The following is a 17,515-nucleotide window of genomic DNA, read 5'->3' on the forward strand; positions in this document are numbered from 1 at the left end:
TCAACGAGCTATGGTGTAATGCCGGCATGAAAACCGGTAATCAGTTCAATACTGTCGCGCTCGTCGGCCGGAGCAACACGCCCGGCATCGCCGAACCGCTCGCCACGCTGGCCGCCAGCATCGCGAAGCTCGGCTTCGAGGTCGTGTTCGAAGGTGACACCGCGCGCGAGATCGGCATCACCGGCTACCCGGCGCTCACCCCGGCCGAAATCGGGGCGCGTGCGGACGTGGCGGTCGTGCTCGGCGGCGACGGCACGATGCTCGGCATCGGCCGCCAGCTGGCGCCGTACCGGACACCGCTGATCGGGATCAACCACGGGCGGCTCGGCTTCATCACGGACATCGCGGCCGCCGACATGCACGCGCTCGTCCCGGTGCTGCTGTCCGGCAAGTTCGAGCGCGAGGAGCGCGCGCTGCTCGAGGCGCGGATCATGCGCGACGGCGAACCGATCTACCACGCGATCGCGTTCAACGACGTCGTCGTGAACCGCAGCGGCTTCTCCGGGATGGTCGAGCTGCGCGCGTCGGTCGACGGCCGATACATGTACAACCAGCGTTCCGACGGCCTGATCGTCGCGACGCCGACCGGCTCGACCGCCTACGCGCTGTCGTCGGCCGGCCCGATTCTGCATCCGCAGCTGGCCGGCGTCGTGCTCGTGCCGATCGCGCCGCACGCGCTGTCGAACCGGCCGATCGTGCTGCCCGACGACTCGAAAATCGCGATCCAGATCGTCGGCGGGCGCGACGTCAACGTGAACTTCGACATGCAGTCGTTCACGTCGCTCGAGCTGAACGACACGATCGAGGTGCGCCGCTCGAAGCACACGGTGCCGTTCCTGCACCCGATCGGCTACAGCTACTACGCGACGCTGCGCAAGAAGCTGCACTGGAACGAACACGCCTCGAACGAAGACGACAAGGCGTCCTGACGCCGCTCCGCCCGACACCATGCTCCGTCACCTCTCGATCCGCGACTTCGTCATCGTCGCCGCGCTCGATCTCGAATTCGACAGCGGCTTTTCCGTCTTTTCCGGCGAGACCGGCGCCGGGAAATCGATCCTGATCGACGCCCTTGCCCTCGCGCTCGGCGAACGCGCCGACGCGAGCGTCGTGCGCACCGGCTGCGGCCGCGCCGACATCACGGCCGAATTCACGCCGCACGACCGCGTCGCGCGCTGGCTCGACGAACACGCGTTCGACACCGAGGACACCGTGATGCTGCGCCGCGTGATCGACGCGAACGGCCGGTCGCGCGCGTTCATCAACGGCACCAGCGCGACGCTCGCGCAGCTGCGCGAACTCGGCGAAATGCTCGTCGACATCCACGGCCAGCATGCGCACCAGCTGCTGATGCGGCCCGACGCGCAGCGCGAGCTGTTCGACACGCACGCGGGGCTCGTCGCCGATGCGGCGAACGTCGCGCGCGCATGGCGCGTGTGGCGGGACGCGACACAGGCGATCGACGCCGCGAAGGCGCACGAGCGCGAACTGCAGCTCGAACGCGAAAAGCTCGCGTGGCAGCTCGCCGAACTCGACAAGCTCGCGCCGCAGCCCGGCGAGTGGGACGAAGTCAGCAACGAGCACAAGCGGCTGTCGCATTCGGCGAACCTGATCGAGGGTGTGCGCGGCGCGCTCAACGCGCTGTCCGAATCCGACGACGCGATGCTCGCGCAGCTCGGCGCGATTGTGTCGAAACTGCGCAGCCTGGCCGACTACGACACCGCGCTCGGCGACGCGCTCGCGTCGCTCGAACCGGCCGAGATCCAGCTGCAGGAAGCCGTCTATTCGCTGTCGCACTACGCGCAGCGCGTCGATCTCGATCCCGAGCGGCTCGCGCAGGTCGAGACGCGTCTCGATGCGCTGCACTCGACCGCCCGCAAGTTCCGGCTGCCGCCCGACACGCTGCACGAGGAACACGCGGCGCGCCGCGCGCAGCTCGCCGCGCTCGACGCGGCAGCCGATCTCGGCGCGCTCGAGGCCGCCCAGGCGAAGGCGCGCGAAGCCTATCTCGCCGACGCGCGGCACCTGTCCAAGGCGCGCGCGCAGGCCGCGAAGGCGCTCGGCACGGCCGTCACGGCCGGCATGCAGGAGTTGTCGATGGCGGGCGGCAGCTTCGAAGTCGCGCTCGTGCCGCTCGCCGACGGCGGCCCGCACGGGCTCGAACAGGTCGAATTCCGCGTCGCCGGGCACCCCGGCGTGCCGCTGCGGCCGCTCGCGAAGGTCGCGTCGGGCGGCGAGCTCGCGCGCATCAGCCTCGCGCTCGCGGTCATTGCCAGCGCGGCGAGCCCGACGCCGACGCTGATCTTCGACGAAGTCGACACGGGGATCGGCGGCGGCGTCGCCGAAGTGGTCGGCCGTCTGCTGCACCAGCTCGGGCGCGACCGCCAGGTGCTGTGCGTGACGCACCTGCCGCAGGTCGCCGCGCGCGGCGACCATCACTTCCAGGTCGCGAAGGGCGCCGACGATCGCGGCGGCACCGTGTCGACGGTCGTCGCGCTCGACCGCGCCAGCCGGATCGAGGAAGTCGCGCGGATGCTCGGCGGGCTCGAGATCACGGCCACGACGCGCAAGCACGCGAAGGAAATGCTGGCGGCCTGACACGGCCGTCGGCCTGCGCCGCTCCAGCCCGGCGCGCTCGCGATACGCGGCGGACGGTACGCGCGTCGAAACCGCGCCCGCCCTGCCTTCGTTCAAACGCCCGTTTCAACCGCACCGAACACGCGCACCCACAGCGCCGTCACGGCCGCCCGCTCGTCCGCCACCACGGCCGGATCGACGCGCGCCTTCTCCATCCCGTCGAGCCGCAGCTTGTGCTGCAGCTTCCGGTACTTGCGGTACGCGGCGCCGACGCGCTCGGCCTCGTCCTCGCCCATCAGCCCGAAGCGCGCGACCTCGCGCAGCAGCGCGATGTTGCCGGTATTGCGGATCAGCTCGGCGTCGCTCGACGCGTGCAGCAGCACCCAGTACTGGACGATGAACTCGATGTCGACCATCCCGCCGCGATCGTGCTTCAGGTCGAACAGCTCGGTCTGGTTCGGATGGCCGGCAAATACCTTCTCGCGCATGTCGACGATCTCCTTCGCGAGCACGCCGCCGTCGCGCGGCGTGGTCAGCACCTGCTGGCGGATCGCCTCGAAAGCCTCGCCGATCCGCGCATCGCCCGCGCTGTAGCGGGCACGCGTCAGCGCCTGGTGCTCCCACACCCATGCCGTGTTCGCGGCGTCGCCCTCGCGCAACTGGTAGCGGCGGAACGCATCGAGATCGGTGACGAGCAGCCCGGCCTCGCCGTTCGGCCGCAGGCGCAGGTCGATGTCGAACAGCGCGCCGGCACCGGTCGCGGTCGTGAGCCACGTGATCAGGCGCCGCGTGAAGGTCGTGTAGACGTCCGCCGAGCGCTCGTCGGGGTCGTCGTACAGGAAGATCAGGTCGAGGTCCGACGCGTAGCCGAGCTCCTTGCCGCCCAGCTTGCCGTACGCGATCACCGCGAATTTCGGCACGTCGCGATGGCGTTTCGCGAGCTGCGACCACACGACTTCGATCGTCACGTCGAGCACCGCGTCGGCCAGCTCGGACAGCCGGTCGCTCACATGCTCGACCGACAGTTGCCCGGCCAGGTCGATCAGCAGGATCCGGAACACCTCGGCGTGCTGCGCATGGCGCAGCAGGTCCATCTGCTGCTCGGGGCCGTCGGCCGCCGCGAGGCGCGCGCGCAGCGCGTCCTTGAACGCGGGCCAGTCGAACGGGCTCGCGATCACCTCGTCGTCGAGCAGTTCATCCAGCAATTGCGGGTGGCGGATCAGGTAGCCGCCGCCCCAGCGCGTCGCGCCGAGCACCGACAGCACGCGATCGAGCGCGGCCGGATATTCGGTCAGCAGCGCGAGATAAACGCCGCGCCGGCTGACCGTCTCGAGCAGGTCGAACAGGCGCACGATCGTGTCGTCGCGCCGCGCGGCATCGATCGTCGGCGCGGCGTCGAGCGCCCGCTGCGCGACGCGGTCGAAGCGCTGCCGGCTCTTTTCCGGCAGGCCCATGTAGCGCGTCGATTGCCAGATCGCACGCAGCCGCGCGAGCACGGCGGCCGGATCGGCGAAGCCGAGGCCGTCGAGGCGCGCGACCAGCGCGTCGTCCTCGCCGTCGTCGCCCAGCGCGCCGCTCCAGATCCATGCGGCGGCCGTGTCGTCACCCGCCGCGCAAGGGCCGCCGCCCTTCACCTTGTCCGCGAAGATCTGGTCGAACTGCGCCTCGACGAAGTTCCGGTGCTCGTCCAGCACCGTCATCAGCGCCGCGTAGTCGGCAAAGCCGAGCGAGGCGGCCAGCGCCGCGCGTTCGTCGGACTCGACCGGCATCGCATGCGTCTGCGCGTCGTTGCGGTACTGCAGCCGGTGCTCGAGCGTGCGCAGGAAATTGTAAGCATCGGTCAGGCGGGCGCGCACGTCCTCGCCGATCAGCCCGCGCGCCTGCGCATGACGCAGCACCGCGAGCGTCGGCCGCACGCGGAATTCCGCATCCTGGCCGCCGCGGATCAGCTGGAACACCTGCGCGCTGAACTCGATCTCGCGGATCCCGCCGCGCCCGAGCTTGACGTCGTCGGCCTTGTCGGGCCGCATCGACGCGCGGCGCGCGGCTTCCTGCCGGATCTGCTGGTGCAGCGAACGGATCGCACCGATCACGCCGAAATCCAGATAACGGCGGTACACGAACGGCTTGACGAGCGACTCGAGCTGCGCGGCGAGCCGCTGCGCCGCGTCGCTGGCGCCTTCCGACACGAGCCGCCCCTTGATCCATGCGTAGCGCTCCCACTCGCGCCCCTGCACGTAGAAATATTCCTCGAGCATCCCGAGGCTGCACACGAGCGGCCCCGAATCGCCGTTCGGGCGCAGCCGCATGTCGACGCGAAACACGTAGCCGTCGGCCGTGACCTCGGACAGCACGCCGATCAGGCGCCGGCCGAGCCGCGTGAAGTATTCCTGCGTGGACAGCGGCGAACGCGTGCCGCCCGTCGTCTCGCCGTCGTCCTCGTAGACGAAGATCAGGTCGATGTCCGACGACACGTTCAGCTCGCGGCCGCCCAGCTTGCCCATCCCGACCACGCCGAGCACGACGCGCTGGCCGTCGGCGCCGCGCGGCTCGCCGTACAGCACCTCGAGTTCGGCCGACAGCAGCGCGAGCGAGCGCTGCACGGCCACTTCGGCGAGATCGGTCATCGCGCCCGTCACCTCGGCGACGTCGGCCAGCCCGCGCAGGTCGCGCTCCGCGACCGCGCCGAACGCCTCGGCGCGCAGTTGCCGCAGCGCGCGCTTCAGTTGCTCCTCGGTCGGCGCGGCCGTGCCGGCCGGCGTCGCGAGCAATTCGGTGAGGCGTGCATCGAGTTGCACGCGGCCGAGCGGCGCGGCCGCCCACGCGGCAACCTGCTCGGCGAGCGCGGGCCGTGCGGCGGCCGCGCGGGCAAGGTAGCGGGAATAGGACGTGCTGATCAGGGCGGAAGCGTCGGTCATCGAGAAGCGGGCCTGGCGGAACGGCCGGCCGGCGCGGGCCGGCGTGTGCGCGCCCCGCTGCCGGCCGGCCTCGTGAACTCGGCGCGGCCTCGCGGGACGCTCGCGCGTCCGCCGCGGCACCGCGCGCCGGAAAGCCCGTGCCGCGCTGCCGCAACGGCCGCCGGCACGAACCCGTGTGATACATTTCAACGTCAGTCTGCAAAACTACCATATCGCCGCCCGTCCGCCGCATGTCCGACCGTCAGGAATCCGCCGTAGCTGCGCCCGAAGCGGGACCTCCGAAGCACGATCATCCGGTCCTGCGTCGCGTGTTCAGGGTGACGCTGGCAGTCGGGATCGGCACCTACTTCGTCGCGTCCGGCGCCTTCCTCGGGCTGCGCTACGTCCTGCTGCCCCGCATCGACGAATTCCGCCCGCGCATCGAGCGCGCGGTGTCCGACAAGCTCCACGCGCAGCTTTCGATCGGCAGGCTTTCCCCGAACTGGTCCGGCATGCAGCCGGGCGTCGAACTCACGAACCTGACGATCCGCGGCCGCGACGGCAAGGTCGCGCTGTCGGTGCCGCACGCGACGGCCGCGCTGTCGTGGATGTCGCTGCTGCGGCTGTCGCCCGCGCTGTCGAGCCTGATCGTCGACCAGCCCGACCTCGTCGTCGCGCGCGCGGCCGACGGTTCGCTGAGCGTCGCGGGCGTCGGCGTGGCAACCACCCACGGCGGCAGCGACACGTTCGGCACGTGGCTGCTGAAGCAGGAAGCGATCGTGCTGCGCGGCGGCACGCTGCGCTGGCGCGACGCCCAGCACGACGCGCCGGAGCTCGTGCTGTCCGGCATCCGGCTCGCGGTGCTCAACAGCGGCCGCGTGCACAAGGCCGCGCTGCAGGCGCCCGCGAACGGCACGCTGCTGCTCGGTCCGCTCGATTTCCGCGCGCGCTTCAGACACAAGCCGCTCGCGCCGATCGGCAAGCCGTCGAACTGGACCGGCGACGCGTACCTGTCGACGGGCCCCGTCGACCTGCAGACGCTGACGCGCTACCTCGACGTGCCGCTGACGATTCACGCGGGCCGGATCGACAATGCGATCTGGGCGACCTTCGGCGACGGCCACCTGCGCGCCGCGGGCGGCGACCTGCAGGGCGCCGACGTCGCGCTGCGGGTGCGCCCGACGCAGCCGCGGCTCGACGTGCCGACGGTCGGCTTCGGCTGGGACATGGTGCTCGACGCCGGTCACGACTACACGCTGCACCTGACGCGCTTCAACGCGGAGCTCGGCCAGCCGCCGCTGCCGGACGGCACGCCGCTCGCCCGTTCGCTCGCGCTGTCGACGCTGACGGCGCGCTACCGCGTGCCGACCGCGACGCAGGGCCAGTTGATCAGCGTCGTGGGCGACCGCGTCGATCTCGGCATCCTCAGCGAGTTCATCCGCGGGCTGCCGCTGCCGGCGCGCCTGCGCAACGAGCTGATCAAGATCGACCCGCGCGGGATGGTGTCGAACTATCACATCGAGGTCGAGCGCGCGAAACCCGCGCGGCCCGACCTCGCCGACGAAGAGCGGCGCATGGGCGCCGCGCCGATCGTCCGCTACCGCTTCCTCGGCGACCTGCAGGGCATCAGCTTCGCGGCCCAGGAGCCGCCGCCCGGACTCTCGCCGCGCGGCCACCCGCGCGCCGGCTGGCCGGGTATCGAGAACCTGTGGGGCCGCGTCGACGCGAACGAAACGGGCGGCAACGCGCATTTCGACACGGTCCAAGCGGCCGTCACCGTGCCCGGCGAATTCGACGAGCCGCGCCTGACGTTCGACCGGCTGCGCGGCAACGCAAAATGGACGATCACGCCCGCGCCCGGCGAGAAACACGCGCGCGTCGACGTATCGCTGCCCGACCTGCTCGTGTCGAACCCCGATGCCGAAATCGCGGTGTCGGGCTCGTACTCGAACCCCGGCCACGGCCGCGGCACGCTCGACCTGCGCGCCGATTTCGCGCGCGCGTCGGTGGCGCGCATTCCGCGCTACCTGCCGACCGGGATGTCCGAGCACCTGCGCGACTATCTCGGCCACGCGCTGCAGGACGGCAAGGTAACCAAGGGCGCGTCGATCGTCGCGCGCGGCCCGCTCGAGAAATTCCCGTTCGAGCACGAGCCGGACGCCGGCGTGTTCCATATCGTCGCGCCGTTCACCGGCGGGCGCTTCGAGCCGACGCCCTACCCGCCGCGCAAGCTCGCGAACGGCACGCCGAGCGTCTGGCCCGCGCTCGACGGAATCGACGGCGTGTTCGAGCTCAAGCAGAACAAGCTGCGCTTCGACATCGACCGCGCGCACTACAAGCGCGTCGCGCTGACGAAGGTCGCGGGCCGCATCGACGATCTCGGCAATCCGTCGCACTCGCCGCTGATCATCGACGGCCATGCGCAGGGCCCGCTCGCCGACCTGATCGATTACGCGGACAACAGCTCGCTCGGCACGATGAGCGGCCATATCGGCCAGCGGATCGACGCGCAGGGGCCGGCATCGCTCGGGCTCAAGATCACGATTCCGCAGCACGTCGCGCATCCGCATACGCATGTCGAAGGCGCGCTCGCATTCGGCGGCAACACGCTGTCGACCAGCGGCGTGCCGCCGCTGTCGGCGCTGCGCGGCAGCGTCCGCTTCACCGAGGCCGGCGCGTCGCTGCACGGCCTGTCGGGGCGGTTCCTCGGCGGCCCGGTGCGCGCGAACGGCAACTTCCGGTCGCACGGCCCGTACACGGTGGACGTCGACGGCCGCCTCGCGCTCGACGCCGCACGCGGCCTGAACCTGCACGGCGCGGCCGCCGCGCTGCTCGAGCACGTGGTCGGCGACGCGCCGTACAAGGTCGCCGTGCGCGGCGCGCCGGGCCGCCTGCCCGACATCCACGCGCAATCCGACCTGACCGGCGTGGCGCTGAATTTCCCCGCGCCGTTCGCGAAGCCGGCCGGCACGCCGATGCCGTTCAGCTTCACGCTGCAGCCGGCGCCGCAGGCGGACGGCAAACGCCTCGAACATGCCGACCTGACGCTCGGCCCGGTGTCCGCGACCTACCTGCTCGACGCGACGCGCGGCCAGCCGCTGCGCGCGGTGCGCGGCGCGATGGGCATCCACCGGATGCCCGACATGCCGCAGGACGGCGTGAGCGCGGCCGTCGACGTCGGCGAACTGGACGCCGACGCGTGGCTCGCGCTCGCCCACACGCTGCAGCCCGACGCGCCGCGCGCACCGGAGCCGCAGGGCGCGCCGCGCATCGATTTCGCGAGCTTCGCGCCGAAGCGCTTCGCGCTCCACTTCGGCACGCTGAAACTGCTCAAGCGCAACTGGGAAAACGTGATCGTCGGCGCGTCGCACGTCGACGATCTCTGGCAGGCGAACATCGCGTCGAACCAGGTATCGGGCTACCTGTCGTGGGCGCCGGGCGGCGGCCACAACGGCGCGGGCGTGCTGAATGCGCGCCTCGCGAAGCTCGTGGTGCCGCAGAGTTCGCAGCACGACCTCGTCGGCCGCGCGATGAACCTGCCGACGCCGACCGACCGCCCGATGCCGTCGATCGACCTGATCGTCGACCAGGTCGTCGCGCGCGACCACGACATCGGCCGTCTCGTCGTCAACGCGCGCAACATCGACGAAGACGGCACGCCCGTGTGGCAGCTCGACAAGCTGGAGCTGTCGAACCCGGCCGCGAAGCTCACGGCGACCGGCAACTGGCGCACGTCGCGCCGCGCGCTCGCCCGCGGCGCCGACGAAAGCGAAGCGCCGCGCCGCAGCGTGTTCGATTTCAAGCTCGCCATCGACGACGCCGGCGCGCTGCTCGATCGCGTCGGCCTGCCGCGCACGCTCGAGCGCGGCCACGGCACGGTGACGGGCAAGGTCGGCTGGCGCGGCGGTCCGACCGCGGTCGACTTCCCGACGTTCGGCGGCCAGGTCGCGCTCGATCTCGAACACGGCCAGATCCTGAAGGTCGATCCGGGCGCGGCCAAACTGCTCGGCGTGCTGAGCCTGCAGAGCCTCGCACGCTTCCTGACGCTGAACTTCCGCGACGTCATCGGCAAGGGCCTGCCGTTCGACAAGATCACCGGCACGAGCCGGATCTCGAACGGGATCGCGCGCACCGACGATTTCTCGATGATGACGGGCCCCGCCAACGTCACCGTACGCGGCGCCGTCGATCTCGGCACCGAGACGCAGGACCTCCATGCGCACGTCGCGCCGAAAATCAGCGCGGGTGCGGCCGCGATCGGGGCGGCCGTCATCAACCCGCTGCTCGGCGTCGGCGTGCTGGCCGCGAACTACGCGCTGTCGGAGACGCTGTCGCGCGCATTCGCGCTCGACTACGCGATCACCGGCTCGTGGGCGCACCCGCACATCGAGCGGGTGCGGGGCGATCAGGGTAAGATGAATCACGGTCCGGCCGATCCGGCGCATCCGGGTCAGTGAGCCGATGGCGCCGGGCCGCACCCCATTTATGACGCAACCGATCCCGCGATGACCGACCACACCCGTTCCGCCACACCCTTCCGGGTCGCCGCGCTGCAGATGGTGAGCACGCCGGACGTCACACGCAATCTCGCCGAAGCGGGCCGCCTGATCGCGGAAGCCGCCGGCGAAGGCGCGCAGCTCGTATTGCTGCCCGAATATTTCTGCTTCATGGGCCACCGCGACACCGACAAGCTCGCGCTCGCCGAACCGTACCGGGACGGCCCGATCCAGCGCTTCCTCGCGGACGCCGCGCGCCGCCACGGCATCTGGGTGATCGGCGGCACGCTGCCGCTGAAGGCGCCCGAGCCCGATCGCGTGCTGAACACGACGCTCGTGTTCGATCCGTCCGGCAGCGAAGCCGCGCGCTACGACAAGATCCACCTGTTCAACTTCGAGAAAGGCGACGAATCGTTCGACGAGGCCCGCACGATCCGCGCGGGCGACACGGTCGTCGCGTTCGACGCGCCGTTCGGGCGGGTCGGCCTGTCGGTCTGTTACGATCTTCGCTTTCCGGAGCTGTATCGCCGGATGGGCGACTGCGCGCTGATCGTCGTTCCGTCGGCGTTTACGTATACGACGGGCCGCGCGCACTGGGAAACGCTGCTGCGCGCGCGGGCCGTCGAGAACCAGTGCTACGTGCTCGCGGCCGCGCAGGGCGGCAAGCACGAGAACGGCCGGCGCACCTGGGGCCACAGCATGCTGATCGATCCGTGGGGCGAGATCGTCGCGGTCAGCGATGTCGGCGCCAGCGTCGTGCCCGGCACGATCGATCCGCAACGCATTGCCGAGGTGCGCCAGAGCCTGCCCGCATGGCGGCACCGCGTACTGACCTGAATCCGCCGCGCCGCTTGAAACGCCGCGCGGCCCACCCATCTGCCCAGCAGCACCCGACAACTTTTTGAGAACCCCCGATATCCGCATGAACATCATCGAACCCGGCATCCGCAACCTCGCGCTGGCGAAGGACATCCTGCTCACGCCGTACGGCCTCGACGAAAGCCTGCTCACGCGCACGATCGCCGACATCTTCACGCATCGCGTCGACTACGCGGACCTGTACTTCCAGGCGACCCGCAGCGAAGCGTGGAGCCTCGAGGAAGGCATCGTCAAATCGGGCAGCTTCAGCATCGACCAGGGCGTCGGCGTGCGCGCGGTCGCGGGCGACCGCACCGCGTTCGCGTACTCGGACGACCTGTCGCCGGAGGCGATCGCGCAAGCCGCTGCCGCCACCAAGGCGATCGCGGCAGCCGGCGGCGGCCGCCAGAAGATCAAGGCGGCCAGCTCGCTGAAGGGCATCTCGGGCCGCGACCTGTACCTGCCGTCCGATCCGCTCGCGTCGCTCGACGCGACGGCCAAGGTCAAGCTGCTCGAGCGCATCGAGCAGATGGCGCGCGGGCGCGACCCGCGCGTCACGCAGGTGATGGCCGGCCTCGCCGGCGAATACGACGTCGTGCTGGTCGCACGCAGCGACGGCGCGCTCGCCGCCGACATCCGCCCGCTCGTGCGCGTGTCGGTCACGGTGATCGCCGAGCAGAACGGCCGCCGCGAAATCGGCTCCGGCGGCGGCGGCGGCCGCTTCGACTACGGCTACTTCACCGACGAAGTCCTGTCGCGCTACGTCGACGACGCCGTGCATGCGGCGCTCGTCAACCTCGACGCGCGCCCCGCGCCGGCCGGCGCGATGACGGTCGTGCTCGGGCCGGGCTGGCCGGGCGTGCTGCTGCACGAAGCGATCGGCCACGGCCTCGAAGGCGACTTCAACCGCAAGGGCTCGTCCGCATTCGCCGGCCGGATCGGCGAGCAGGTCGCGGCCAAGGGCGTGACGGTGGTCGACGACGGCACGCTGCCGAACCGCCGCGGCTCGCTGAACATCGACGACGAAGGCAACCCGACGCAGTGCACGACGCTGATCGAGGACGGCATCCTGAAGGGCTACATCCAGGACACGCTGAACGCACGCCTGATGAAGATGCCGGTCACGGGCAACGCGCGGCGCGAATCGTACGCGGCGCTGCCGATGCCGCGCATGACGAACACGTACATGCTGAACGGCGACAAGGATCCGCAGGAAATCATCGCGTCGGTGAAGAACGGCCTGTACGCGGTGAACTTCGGCGGCGGCCAGGTCGACATCACGAACGGCAAGTTCGTGTTCTCGGCGTCCGAGGCGTACATGATCGAAAACGGCAAGATCACCTACCCGGTGAAGGGCGCGACGCTGATCGGCAGCGGCCCCGAATCGCTGAAGTACGTGAGCATGATCGGCAACGACATGTCGCTCGACACGGGCGTCGGCGTGTGCGGCAAGGAAGGCCAGAGCGTGCCGGTCGGCGTCGGCCAGCCGACCCTGCGGATCGACAAGATGACGGTCGGCGGTACGGCATAACCGCATCGCGGCGCAGACAATCCGCGCATTTCGGGTGAAACGCGCGGATTGTCCGCATTTTTGACCGCTGCCGGTTGCCAGCCGCCCGGCGACGCGGTATAAATTCCGAATCAACTTTTTTGACGAACCCCATTCCCGTCATGTCCGCCAAGTTTTACTTTTACTTTTTTTGGTATCTCAGACCGCTGGCGGATCGAGAGGGTTGATGGCGCGTAAAGCGCAACCGAAATTCCCGAAAAAACCGCCGGCGAACCCGGCGGTTTTTTTTCGCCCTTCGCCACCCGGTCGCCGCCGCAGCGGTCCCGCGGCCCCCGACCGAAATCACTGAATCGCTTGAATTGATGAATCCGCCGCACGCCCACTGATCGAACGGCGCCCGGAACCTAGGAGAAACAGCATGCCCCCGCACAATACCGACGACGTCCGCATTCGCGAACTCAAGGAACTGACGCCGCCCGCCCACCTGATCCGCGAATTCGCGTGCTCCGAAGCCGCGTCCGAGCTGATCTACAACTCGCGCCAGTCGATGCACCGCATCCTGCACGGGATGGACGACCGGCTGATCGTCGTCATCGGGCCGTGCTCGATCCATGACACGAAGGCGGCGATCGAATACGCGGGCCGGCTCGTGAAGGAGCGCGAGCGCTTCAAGGGCGAACTGGAAGTCGTGATGCGCGTGTACTTCGAGAAGCCGCGCACGACGGTCGGCTGGAAGGGGCTCATCAACGATCCGCACCTCGACAACAGCTTCAAGATCAACGAAGGGCTGCGCACCGCGCGCGAGCTGCTGCTGCAGATCAACGAGATGGGGCTGCCGGCCGCGACCGAATACCTCGACATGATCAGCCCGCAGTACATCGCCGACCTGATCTCGTGGGGCGCGATCGGCGCGCGCACGACCGAGTCGCAGGTGCACCGCGAGCTCGCGTCGGGGCTGTCGTGCCCGGTCGGCTTCAAGAACGGCACCGACGGCAACGTGAAGATCGCGGTCGACGCGATCAAGGCCGCGTCGCAACCGCACCATTTCCTGTCGGTAACGAAGGGCGGCCACTCGGCGATCGTGTCGACGGCCGGCAACGAGGACTGCCACGTGATCCTGCGCGGCGGCAAGACGCCGAACTACGACGCGGACAGCGTGAACGCCGCCTGCGCGGACATCGGCAAGGCCGGCCTCGCCGCACGCCTGATGATCGACGCGAGCCACGCGAACAGCTCGAAGAAGCACGAGAACCAGATCCCCGTCTGCGCGGACATCGGCCGCCAGATCGCGGCCGGCGACGCGCGCATCGTCGGGGTGATGATCGAGTCGCACCTCGTCGAGGGCCGGCAGGACCTGAAGGAAGGCTGCGCGCTGACCTACGGCCAGAGCATCACCGACGCGTGCATCGCGTGGGACGACAGCGTGAAGGTACTCGAAGGCCTCGCGGAATCGGTCAAGGCACGCCGCGTCGCGCGCGGCAGCGGCAACTGACGGACGCGAACCGGCTGGCCGTATGGCCCGCCCGGCGACGGCACTGCCGGATTGTCCGGACCATGCCGATGCGTTCGACCGCGTGACCGTCGCGCAAGCCCGAAGGCATGCGACCGGTCAGCGCCGATGCCGAAGTGTGGCGCGGTCACGCGACGCCGAAGCGCCACGCACGACGCCGTGCCCGCCCCCCAATCAAAGCCCGGCTCGCGCCGGGCTTTTTCATGAAGCGCAGGTCTCGCGCGCGGGCCTCACTCGAGCGCGCCCGACCCGAAGATCTCGGTATGGATGCGTTCCGGCGCGACGCCGAGCTCGATCAGCGCATCGCGTTGCGCCTTCATGAATGCGATCGGGCCGCAAACGTAGTAGTCGGCATCCGGCACCAGCGCGTATTGCTGCACGCGCTCCGGCGTCAAGCGCCCTTCGAGGTCGTGATCGACCCCGGCCCGGTCTTGCAGGCCAACCCGTTCGTACAGCACCGTGCGCTTGACGTTCGCGTGCGTGCGCACCGTCTCGTTCAGCCAGTCGCGGAACGCGTGCACCGCGCCCGAGCGGCACGCGTGGACGAACCGCACTTCACGCGGGCTGCGTTCCTCGACCAGCGTCGACGCCATCGACACCATCGGCGTCAGGCCGACGCCGCCGGAGATCAGCACGACCGGCGTCGCGACGCCGCGCTTCAGCGAAAATTCGCCCATCGGCGCGGTCACCTCGACGATCGCGCCCTCTTCCACGCCGTCGTGCATCAGCGTCGACACCTTGCCGGCCGGGATCGCTTCCGGCCGACCGGCCTCGCGCTTCACCGAAATACGCAGCCACTTGCCGTGCGGCGCGTCGGACAGGCTGTACTGGCGCGGCTGATCGGCACCGAGTTCGCCGACGAAACGCTTCACCGTGACGTACTGGCCCGGCTCGAAGGCCGGCGCCGCGCCGCCGTCGGCGGGCATCAGGTGGAACGACGTGATCTCGTCGCTCTCGCGCACCTTGCGCGCGACCTTGAACGGGCGGAAGCCGCTCCACGCGGCACCCGCATACAGATCGGCCTCGGCGCCGATCAGGATCCGCGCGAGCTGGCCGTACGCGACGCGCCACGCCTCGAGCGTATCGGCGTCGACCGCGTCGCCGAGTACCTCGACGATCGACGCGAGCAGGTTCTCGCCGACGATCGGGTAATGCTCGGGGCGGATGTTCAGGCTTGCGTGCTTGTGCGCGATGTGCGACACCGCGCCGCCCAGCGCACCGAGATTGTCGATGTTCGCGGCGTACGCATAAACGGCCTTCGCGAGCGTTTCCGGCTGGCTGCCGGTCTTCTGGTGCGTCTGGTTGAACAGGTTCTTCAGTTCCGGATGGCGCGCGAACATGCGCTGGTAGAAGTGCTTCGTGATCGTCGCGCCGTGAACGGCGAGGACAGGGGCAGTGGCCTTCACGCGAGCCATCTGGTCAGCGGTGATGTGGGTCATGTTCGTTCTCCGTTAAACATGCACACACAATACATCTTTAAAAATACACGCTCCCTCTGGCAAATTGTCGCAGTGCGCAACAACCCGACCGCGCGTCAGCGGACGCGCCCGCGCTCCCACAGCACGTCCGTGCCGCCGCCGGCGCGGTTCAGCACGCGCGCCAGCACGAACAGCAGGTCGGACAGCCGGTTCACGTAGCGCCGCGGCGCATCGTTGAGCGTGTCGTGGCGGCCGAGCGCGACGATCGAGCGCTCGGCACGGCGGCACACCGTCCGGCACACGTGCGCGAGCGACGCCGCGCGCGAACCGGCCGGCAGGATGAATTCCTTCAGCGGCGGCAACGTCGCGTTGTAGTCGGCGAGCCACTGGTCGAGGCGCGCGAGATGCGTGTCGTCGAGCACCGCGTGGCCGGGAATGCACAGCTCGCCGCCGAGATCGAACAGGTCGTGCTGGATCGTGACGAGCGCGGTGCGCACGTCGTCCGGCAGCGTCTCGGCGAGCAGCACGCCGAGGTTCGAATTCAGTTCGTCGACGTCGCCGATCGCCGCGATCCGCGCGTCGTCCTTGCCGATGCGCCGTCCGTCGCCGAGACCGGTGGTGCCGTCGTCGCCGGTGCGCGTGGCGATCTTGCTCAAGCGGTTGCCCATGCGAATGTCCTCTCGTGCGCGGCCGTGATGCGGCCCGGTTGGCTGGAACGCGATTATCGCAGCCCGCGGCGGCAGGCGCAGCGGGTGTTACGGCGTAGAATGGGCCGAAAGTTCGACAAGCCGTCAGGAGACGTTCGTGAATCACCCTGCCCCGCCGGCCGCCGCGCGCCGCCCGCTGCCCCCCGCCATGCTCGATGCGCTGCGCGCCGCCTTCGGCGAGCGCGTGTCAACCGCCGACGCGGTTCGCGCGCACCACGGCCGCGACGAATCGCCGTTCGATCCGCAACTGCCCGACGCCGTCGTGTTCGCGCACAGTCCCGACGACGTGCGCGAAGTCGTGTCGCTGTGCGCGCTGCACAGCGTGCCGCTGATCCCATACGGCGCCGGCTCGTCGCTCGAGGGCCACCTGCTCGCGGTGCGCGGCGGCGTGTCGCTCGACCTGTCGGAAATGAACCGCGTGCTGTCGATCAACGCCGAAGACCTGACCGTGACGGTCGAGCCGGGCATCACGCGCAAGGCGCTCAACGACGCGCTGCGCGACACCGGCCTGTTCTTCCCGATCGATCCGGGCGCCGACGCCAGCATCGGCGGAATGACCGCGACCCGCGCATCGGGCACCAACGCCGTACGCTACGGCACGATGCGCGAGAACGTGCTCGGCCTGACCGCGGTGCTCGCCGACGGCCGCGTGGTGAAAACCGGCTCGCGCGCGCGCAAGTCGTCGGCCGGCTACGACCTCACGCGCCTGTTCGTCGGCTCCGAAGGCACGCTCGGCGTGATCACCGAGATCACGCTGCGCCTGCACCCGCTGCCGGAAGCCGTGTCGGCCGCGATCTGCACGTTCCCGACGATGGGCGACGCGGTGCGCACCGTGATCGAGACGATCCAGATCGGCGTGCCGATCGCGCGCGTCGAATTCGTCGATGCGCTCGCCGTGCGCTCGATCAACCGCCATTCGAACCTGACGCTCACCGAAGCGCCGACGCTGTTCTTCGAATTCCACGGCACCGAGGCCGGCGTGAAGGAGCAGGCCGAACTCGTGCAGGCGCTCGCCGGCCAGAACCACGGCCAGGGCTTCGAATGGGCGACACGCCCCGAAGACCGCAGCCGGCTCTGGGCCGCGCGCCACAACGCGTACTTCGCGATGCTGCAGCTGAAGCCGGGCTGCCGCGCGGTGACGACCGACGTGTGCGTGCCGATCTCGCAGCTCGCCGCGTGTGTCGAGGAAACCGAAGTCGACCTGCGTGCGTCGTCGCTGCCCTGCCCGATCGTCGGCCACGTCGGCGACGGCAATTTCCACGTCGCGATCCTGATCGATCCCGACAAGCCCGAGGAGCTCGCCGAAGCCGAACACATCAACGACCGGATCGTCGAGCGCGCGCTGCGCCTCGGCGGCACCTGCACGGGCGAGCACGGCGTCGGGCTGCACAAGATGCGTTTCCTGCCGAAGGAGCACGGCGACAACGCGATCGACACGATGCGCGCGATCAAGCTCGCGCTCGACCCGCGCAACCTGATGAATCCGGGCAAGATTTTCACGTGCTGACACGGCGGCGCGACCGCGCGCCGCCCGCTGCAGGA

Annotated in this window: 10 protein-coding genes; 7 read left to right on the plus strand and 3 right to left on the minus strand. The window is 69.8% G+C overall.

The genetic code is table 11. The annotated features are described in order from the left end of the window. Positions 1–26 precede the first annotated feature (26 nt). Positions 27–929: an NAD kinase gene (locus AC0KUR_RS18090; protein ID WP_034187163.1), complete on the plus strand. Its 903-nt coding sequence runs from the start codon at positions 27–29 to the stop codon at positions 927–929. A 19-nt stretch (positions 930–948) separates the two neighbouring features. Further along, positions 949–2,598: a DNA repair protein RecN gene (recN, locus tag AC0KUR_RS18095; RefSeq protein WP_034187162.1), complete on the plus strand. Its 1,650-nt coding sequence runs from the start codon at positions 949–951 to the stop codon at positions 2,596–2,598. A gap of 92 nt (positions 2,599–2,690) precedes the next feature. Here recN and glnE read toward each other — a convergent pair whose 3' ends face one another. After that, the gene (gene glnE, locus AC0KUR_RS18100) at positions 2,691–5,495 is read right to left on the minus strand and encodes a bifunctional [glutamate--ammonia ligase]-adenylyl-L-tyrosine phosphorylase/[glutamate--ammonia-ligase] adenylyltransferase (RefSeq protein ID WP_175027630.1); all 2,805 of its coding nucleotides are present in this window, start codon (positions 5,493–5,495) and stop codon (positions 2,691–2,693) included. A gap of 230 nt (positions 5,496–5,725) precedes the next feature. Between glnE and AC0KUR_RS18105 the strand changes: the two genes are divergently transcribed. The 4 genes from AC0KUR_RS18105 to aroG all read left to right on the plus strand — a co-directional run bounded on the left by AC0KUR_RS18105 (position 5,726) and on the right by aroG (position 13,830). Continuing rightward, positions 5,726–9,931: a YhdP family protein gene (locus AC0KUR_RS18105; protein WP_473376259.1), complete on the plus strand. Its 4,206-nt coding sequence runs from the start codon at positions 5,726–5,728 to the stop codon at positions 9,929–9,931. A 48-nt stretch (positions 9,932–9,979) separates the two neighbouring features. Beyond that, a complete protein-coding gene (locus tag AC0KUR_RS18110) occupies positions 9,980–10,807 on the plus strand; it encodes a carbon-nitrogen hydrolase family protein (protein WP_034187159.1) in 828 nt (275 codons plus the stop codon). A gap of 85 nt (positions 10,808–10,892) precedes the next feature. Beyond that, complete coding sequence (tldD, locus tag AC0KUR_RS18115) at positions 10,893–12,359, plus strand: metalloprotease TldD (RefSeq protein ID WP_034187158.1); 1,467 nt, start codon at positions 10,893–10,895, stop codon at positions 12,357–12,359. A 397-nt stretch (positions 12,360–12,756) separates the two neighbouring features. Next, positions 12,757–13,830, plus strand: a complete 1,074-nt coding sequence (gene aroG, locus AC0KUR_RS18120; RefSeq protein WP_034187157.1) for a 3-deoxy-7-phosphoheptulonate synthase AroG — start codon at positions 12,757–12,759, stop codon at positions 13,828–13,830. 248 nt (positions 13,831–14,078) lie between these two features. On the opposite strand, the gene hmpA is transcribed toward aroG, so the two are convergent. Both hmpA and AC0KUR_RS18130 read right to left on the minus strand, forming a co-directional pair. Continuing rightward, positions 14,079–15,287: an NO-inducible flavohemoprotein gene (hmpA, locus tag AC0KUR_RS18125; RefSeq protein WP_473376260.1), complete on the minus strand. Its 1,209-nt coding sequence runs from the start codon at positions 15,285–15,287 to the stop codon at positions 14,079–14,081. A gap of 95 nt (positions 15,288–15,382) precedes the next feature. Further along, the gene (locus AC0KUR_RS18130) at positions 15,383–15,934 is read right to left on the minus strand and encodes a cob(I)yrinic acid a,c-diamide adenosyltransferase (RefSeq protein WP_034187155.1); all 552 of its coding nucleotides are present in this window, start codon (positions 15,932–15,934) and stop codon (positions 15,383–15,385) included. A 136-nt stretch (positions 15,935–16,070) separates the two neighbouring features. Here AC0KUR_RS18130 and AC0KUR_RS18135 point away from each other — a divergent pair, with 136 nt between their 5' ends. Next, positions 16,071–17,480: an FAD-binding oxidoreductase gene (locus tag AC0KUR_RS18135; RefSeq protein ID WP_049035160.1), complete on the plus strand. Its 1,410-nt coding sequence runs from the start codon at positions 16,071–16,073 to the stop codon at positions 17,478–17,480. Positions 17,481–17,515 lie beyond the last annotated feature (35 nt).

This window comes from Burkholderia sp. YHN3-13 (genome assembly GCF_055810675.1).

Bases quoted from the DNA above. Each gene is read 5' to 3' on its own strand.
- aroG (WP_034187157.1), top strand. From the start codon at position 12,757: ATGCCCCCGCACAATACCGACGACGTCCGCATTCGCGAACTCAAGGAA.
- tldD (WP_034187158.1), top strand. From the start codon at position 10,893: ATGAACATCATCGAACCCGGCATCCGCAACCTCGCGCTGGCGAAGGAC.
- hmpA (WP_473376260.1), bottom strand. From the start codon at position 15,287: ATGACCCACATCACCGCTGACCAGATGGCTCGCGTGAAGGCCACTGCC.
- recN (WP_034187162.1), top strand. From the start codon at position 949: ATGCTCCGTCACCTCTCGATCCGCGACTTCGTCATCGTCGCCGCGCTC.
- glnE (WP_175027630.1), bottom strand. From the start codon at position 5,495: ATGACCGACGCTTCCGCCCTGATCAGCACGTCCTATTCCCGCTACCTT.
- AC0KUR_RS18130 (WP_034187155.1), bottom strand. From the start codon at position 15,934: ATGGGCAACCGCTTGAGCAAGATCGCCACGCGCACCGGCGACGACGGC.
- AC0KUR_RS18090 (WP_034187163.1), top strand. From the start codon at position 27: ATGAAAACCGGTAATCAGTTCAATACTGTCGCGCTCGTCGGCCGGAGC.
- AC0KUR_RS18110 (WP_034187159.1), top strand. From the start codon at position 9,980: ATGACCGACCACACCCGTTCCGCCACACCCTTCCGGGTCGCCGCGCTG.
- AC0KUR_RS18105 (WP_473376259.1), top strand. From the start codon at position 5,726: ATGTCCGACCGTCAGGAATCCGCCGTAGCTGCGCCCGAAGCGGGACCT.